Origin of the sequence: Burkholderia sp. GbtcB21 (assembly GCF_019091065.1) — a bacterium.
GTDB classification, from domain to species: domain Bacteria; phylum Pseudomonadota; class Gammaproteobacteria; order Burkholderiales; family Burkholderiaceae; genus Burkholderia; species Burkholderia pyrrocinia_C.
Window position 1 is genome coordinate 1 of sequence record NZ_JAGXKA010000051.1, and the last position, 5059, is coordinate 5059.

The 5059-nt window shown below is 59.5% G+C and carries 5 protein-coding genes and 2 pseudogenes; 2 read left to right on the forward strand and 5 right to left on the reverse strand.

The window, feature by feature from the left end; translation table 11 throughout:
- The first annotated feature begins 501 nt into the window (after window positions 1-501).
- Window positions 502-888, forward strand: a complete 387-nt coding sequence (locus tag KVT39_RS36100; protein WP_217591388.1) for a hypothetical protein — start codon at window positions 502-504, stop codon at window positions 886-888.
- Window positions 889-915: 27 nt separating this feature from the next.
- Here the strand turns inward: KVT39_RS36100 and KVT39_RS36105 are convergent, their stop codons facing one another.
- The 3 genes and pseudogenes from KVT39_RS36105 to KVT39_RS36115 all read right to left on the reverse strand — a co-directional run.
- Entirely contained in the window at window positions 916-1179 is a 264-nt protein-coding gene (locus KVT39_RS36105) for a hypothetical protein (RefSeq protein WP_217591389.1), read from the reverse strand.
- Between the two features lie 176 nt (window positions 1180-1355).
- Window positions 1356-2012 (reverse strand): IS6 family transposase, encoded by a 657-nt coding sequence (locus KVT39_RS36110; protein WP_254640788.1) that lies wholly within the window; start codon window positions 2010-2012, stop codon window positions 1356-1358.
- Window positions 2009-2750, reverse strand: a pseudogene (locus KVT39_RS36115) (IS3 family transposase); the annotation flags it as partial. The gene KVT39_RS36110 and the pseudogene KVT39_RS36115, both read right to left, overlap by 4 nt.
- Window positions 2751-2754: 4 nt before the next feature.
- Between KVT39_RS36115 and KVT39_RS36120 the strand changes: the two are divergent.
- Window positions 2755-3240: pseudogene (locus KVT39_RS36120) on the forward strand (IS4 family transposase); the annotation flags it as partial.
- Here KVT39_RS36120 and KVT39_RS36125 read toward each other — a convergent pair.
- Both KVT39_RS36125 and KVT39_RS36130 read right to left on the reverse strand, forming a co-directional pair.
- Entirely contained in the window at window positions 3211-3711 is a 501-nt protein-coding gene (locus KVT39_RS36125) for a hypothetical protein (RefSeq protein ID WP_217591390.1), read from the reverse strand. The pseudogene KVT39_RS36120 and the gene KVT39_RS36125 sit on opposite strands and share 30 nt — an antisense overlap.
- Before the next feature lie 383 nt (window positions 3712-4094).
- Window positions 4095-5054, reverse strand: a complete 960-nt coding sequence (locus KVT39_RS36130; protein ID WP_217591391.1) for a hypothetical protein — start codon at window positions 5052-5054, stop codon at window positions 4095-4097.
- Between the last annotated feature and the right edge of the window lie 5 nt (window positions 5055-5059).

Here is a 5059-nt window from a genome sequence, read left to right on the forward strand (position 1 = left end):
TCATTTGCCGTTTCATCGTCGTGGACTCGTTCCGTGAACCATCTTCTACAACGTCTGCGGCAGCGTCGCCGCTGACCGCCGAGCCGGATAAATCAGTGTTTCCCTAGGTCATCTAATTGGGCTTTCATACTTTATCAAGATAGCCCATGCCACCGCCGTCAACGTGACAAGGCCCACATAGTAAGCCTGACCTTTGCCATGACACCGGCTGAATGCAACATGCCTCGTGCAGCTGAAGGTACGTTTCCTCGCCTGGCAGCGCTTCTCTCACGCTTCACTCCAATCCGTCAGCACTTCCCTGTGCGCGCTTCGGATTCCGAAAGTCACGCATGCGGCGTTCACGCTCGCATGTGGGTTGGCGACTGTTCTCAGCCCGGTTATTCATCCTCGCCGCGGCTTTGACGAATACGCGTTTCACGCCTGCCAATTTGGGAATGTCCGCCTTCGCTGCCGGCAACTACGCAACTGTTCGGCGACGATTTTCGCGGCACAGGCGCCCGATTGAAAAACGAAAAGATGTCTGGCTGCGGTCTTGTCGCAGCGCTTATGCAACAGCACACCCAGCTCCGCGTCGCGCTCATCAACGACCCGCGGCTGCGCGAACGGGAGGCCGCGCAGGCTCACGAACATTTCATCGAGGCATCACGTCGCGCCGAGTGTGCGGCGCGACGTGATGCCTGGCGGGCAACGACGGCACCAAACTGGTCGAACCAGCAACGAATGGCCTTGCAAATCACGCCCGCTCTGCGCCCAAGCAGCAGCCTCTCAATGGTGCACAGGCTCAGGTTGAAGCGGAAGTACGAGCGAACCACACAACTGATAATCGATGCCGAGAACGAAAACTGCGAAACGATGATTTATTCTTCTTCGTCGATGCATGCCAGCTGACCGTCCGCTCAACCTGACAACGCCGCGTTAACAATTTTGACAGATGGACCACAAGTAATCATTCATCTGAATCTCTTGCTCCGTAAGGGGGCGTACGGCAAAACAAACACCTCCCAGCGTTACTTCGCGGCCGTTTTCGTAGGTCCACCTGCGGGAGCAGTTGTACAAGACGTTGTCCCCAAGCTCCCTGATCGAAGCCTCACCGTCGAAGCCACCGCCCATGCTGGCGGGAATCCAGACATGCGTGCCGCCGCCCACAGAATTTACTTCCATCGAATTGAGTTCGAGCATAAAGATGTGCTCCATATAGTTGAATTGAACAAAATTCCCCTCCAACCTTCGCCTTCCCGTCGATAGAAAGGAAATTGTAATGCTAATGATTCTCGCAAGAAAAAGCAAGGGTTCTATTGATGGCTCTGGTGCAAATAGGAAGCGTGGGCAAGGCCTTCCGTATAGATCTGGACACCTTATCGATTGAACAGTACAGCGCTCCAGACGGCGGGCGCAGTGGTATCTTTGAGCCCGAGAGCGCCGAGGTCGAACTGCTCCTTGCGTATGCGATGTATCAACTCGACACCGGAAATCGTGATCATCGCGGCACTCCAGAACCGTTTGAAGCCGAGCATCACCTTCGTTCTCGACTTGATGTTGCGATGGTCCTGTTCAATCAGGTTATTCAGATACTTTGACGAGCGCACCTTCGTTCCCTCAGGCAGCAGCCCGTCAGCCATCATCTCCCGCACGGCCCGGTGCGAGGCAGCATACCCATCGAGCGTGATCGTCTCAGGTGGCTGACCCTGATGTTTGAGTGCCTTGCTGAAAAAGCCCTTTGCCGCCGCCACATCGCGCTTTGCCCTGAGCATGAAGTCCACTGTCTGGCCGGCCCGATCCACCGCCCGATACAGGTACACCCATTTCCCGCGAATCTTCAGATAGGTCTCGTCAACACGCCACGACCGTCCCGCGGGTATCCCGAAACAATTCCAGCGTTTCACGAACTCCGGTGTAAAACGCTTCACCCAACGTATGATCGTCGTGTGCGCCAGCGACAGTCCCCGCTCGGCCATCATCTCGACCAGATCGCGCAGACTGACCCTGCCTCGTTTCCACGTACAGCAATTCATGCGGCAATCAAGCTGGCCTCGTAGTCGACGGGGGTAAGGAAGTCGACCGAGGTATGCCGGCGTTGCCGATTGTAATAGCCCTCGATCCAATCGACGATATCCAGGCGAGCGTGGGCACGCGTTTCGTAGTGGAGCTGATAGATTCTTTCGACTTTCAGCGTCTTAAAGAAGCTCTCCATCGGGGCGTTATCCCACGCATTCGCGCGTCGGCTCATCGAGATGTTCATCTTGAAGTCGGCGGAAAGTTTCCGGTAGGTTCGGCTTGCATATTGGCTTCCGCGGTCGGAATGTAACAGCAGCCCCGGTGGCGGCTTGCGTTGCCAGCACGCGCTGCGCAACGCCTGGTAGACGAGATCTGCGTTGATCCGCTCGGACATCGACCAGCCGACGATACGCCGGCTCGCCAAATCCAGGATCGCCGCCAGATACAACTAGCCCTCGCCGGTCCTCACGAAGGTGATGTCGCTTACCCAAGCTTGATTGGGCCGCCAGCCGTCGAAACGCCGATCTAACAGATTCGGCGCCACCGGCAGGCGATGCGTCGAATCCGTCGTCACCCGATACGGGCGCTTGTAGACAGGGGCGCAGCCCCTGGCGTTGCAAGCTGCGACGCACGCGTTCGGCGCTCACCGGCTGGCCCTGAGCACGCAACTGTCGCACGATACGAGGACGGCCATAGCTGCCGCGGCTGACACGATGCATGGCGGCGACCTCAGCGTCCAACATGGCATTGGCCAGCGTTAAACCGGTCGAGTGGCGCTTGCTGACCAACCGCGTGCCGCTCGGGCACGACGATCTGGTCGAAGTCATCGATTGGTACAGAGCCCGGTGGGAGATAGATATTTACTTCAACGTCCTGAAGAATGGTTGCAGCGTCGAAGAATTGCAGTTGGGCACCGTTGATCGCATTGAACGTGCGCTCGCGCTGTTCATGATCGTGGCATGGCGCATTGCGTATCTGATGCGTATGGGTCGGACATGTCCCGACCTTGATGCGGCGCTGCTCTTCGACCCGGACGAGATTCACGGTGCCCACCTGCTGATGAAAAAGCGCATGCCCGAAGGCGTGCCGAAGCTGAACGCGGTACTGCGACTGGTGGCGCAGTGCGGCGGCTTCCTCGGTCGCAAGGGCGATGGTGAGCCGGGCGCAAAGACGATATGGCAAGGTCTGGAACGCGTCATGACAGCAGCGGAAACTCTACGTGGACTGCGCCATGAAGCCGCGTAGTCCGAAATGTGTATAACGAGGTGGATACATGCGGCGCAGCACGACGACCATCGCCGGGCCGGAAAGCCTGCCGTACTCGAGCTCGGTCTCGGCGAGCGTGAAGATGTCCTCATCGGTGTAGCCGCGGGCGAAGGCATTCTCGGGCGAGCCCTTTAGCCATGCGAGCCTTTGCCCTTGCACCCAGCGTTGTACCAGCCGTGTCATGTGAGCTCGGCTGAAGCCGCTAAAGCTTCGCAGATAGCGCAGCACGAGCCCCGGTGAGGTCGCTTGAGTTGGTCGTAGCGGAAAGCGCCGCGGAACAGACGCGACCCATTCGCGACGTTCGTGAGGGCACGCGGCGGGTGCAAAGTCGAGCGTCTGTGTACCGTCGAGGACGGCGCGCATTTGGTCCAGGGCACGGATTTGCGATTCGTTCAAGTTGATGATCATCCGGTAAATGATCATCCACCCCGGCGCTCCGGTGTCGGTCAACTCGTGCGTGTCGGGCCAACAACAGGCTCATTTGCATTGGAAACGCGCCAAACACGCTACACAAGAGACAGCGCAGAACCCGCCCAAGCTCATGTTCCATTGGAAAGCGCTCTGCCCACGTCGAGCCTATCCGATAGCATCGCGCTCCCGTCGTCAACGATCTACGCTACGGTGCCGGTCGAGTGCTTACCGATAAACGCGTCTGCCGCCCGCAGCAACGACTTGCGCCCGCGCTGACTGCACTGGCGCCGCGGGGCGGACGCAGGCCGCGCACGGTCGCCTTCAGTCGCCGCCGGGTCCATATATGCCTGCAAAGGTCGATTACCTCTTTGCGCGAGCCCGATAACGCTCCGGGCTTATCGCTTGCGAATGAACTCCGTGTATCAGAAGCGATAGCCGAGGCCAGCCTGGATCACGTCCGTGTCACGGTTATAGCGGGTCACGATGCGATTCCACGTAACTCGCGTGAGCCAATGATCGGAGATTCGGTAGCTGGCTGAGATCGACACGATGCCCGACAGTCTGCCATCGCCGGGACCCGGCTGCCCTTCCAGGGTGCGCTCGTTGACCATGAAGTAGCCGCCTGCGCCGGCAGCCAGCGTTACCTTGTCGTCGAGGAACGCGCGAGTCAACCAGAACTGCGACGCGATGCCGTTACGGCGGACCTCCTGCTTCGCCCCTTCGTACATCCACGTCGCAGTCCAGTCGATCATATTGGTAAGGCCGCGCCGGTATTCGAGGCTGCCACCGAGCGTCGACGGCGACGAGCGGCTGTTGACAATCGTTTCGCCAAGCATTGCCGTTACCTCGTTGTTCGTAACCTTGCCGGTGCGCGGCACGGGCGTGTCGCGCAAACCTGGTGTACCGGGTGCGTCGAGCTGGTAGCCGACGCCGAACATCACCGACGTGGTGTTCGGGCCGCGTAGCAACTGCGTGCGATTCAGCTGCATATTCGTGACCCAGCGACCCGACGTGTAGTAGGCAGCACGCACGCTCATCAGCACACCCCAACCGTGCGAGTTCGAGTAGTCTTGGCCCTCGCCGGCCGGTGTCGTGTCGAAGTGGCGGTACGGTCCCGCACCCGCTGACAGCACGAAGCGACGGTTCTCGAGCGGCCAGCGCCCCCAGAACTGGACCGCCTGGCCGTCGCGGTGATGATTCGGAATGTGCCCCTCGTTGTACCAGCTGAAGCCGATCGCGGTGTGCGGGCTTAACCCCTCCACGTAATCGAACGCCCAAGCATACGAACGACTGCCGCCGCTCCAGAGCGGGCCGCCGAACAGCGTGAACTCTTGCGCGGACACCGTCGCGGCGTACAACGCTGCGACGGAACACAGGCCGATAAGCA

Bases quoted from the DNA above. Each gene is read 5' to 3' on its own strand.
- KVT39_RS36105 (WP_217591389.1), bottom strand. From the start codon at position 1,179: ATGCTCGAACTCAATTCGATGGAAGTAAATTCTGTGGGCGGCGGCACG.
- KVT39_RS36110 (WP_254640788.1), bottom strand. From the start codon at position 2,012: ATGAATTGCTGTACGTGGAAACGAGGCAGGGTCAGTCTGCGCGATCTG.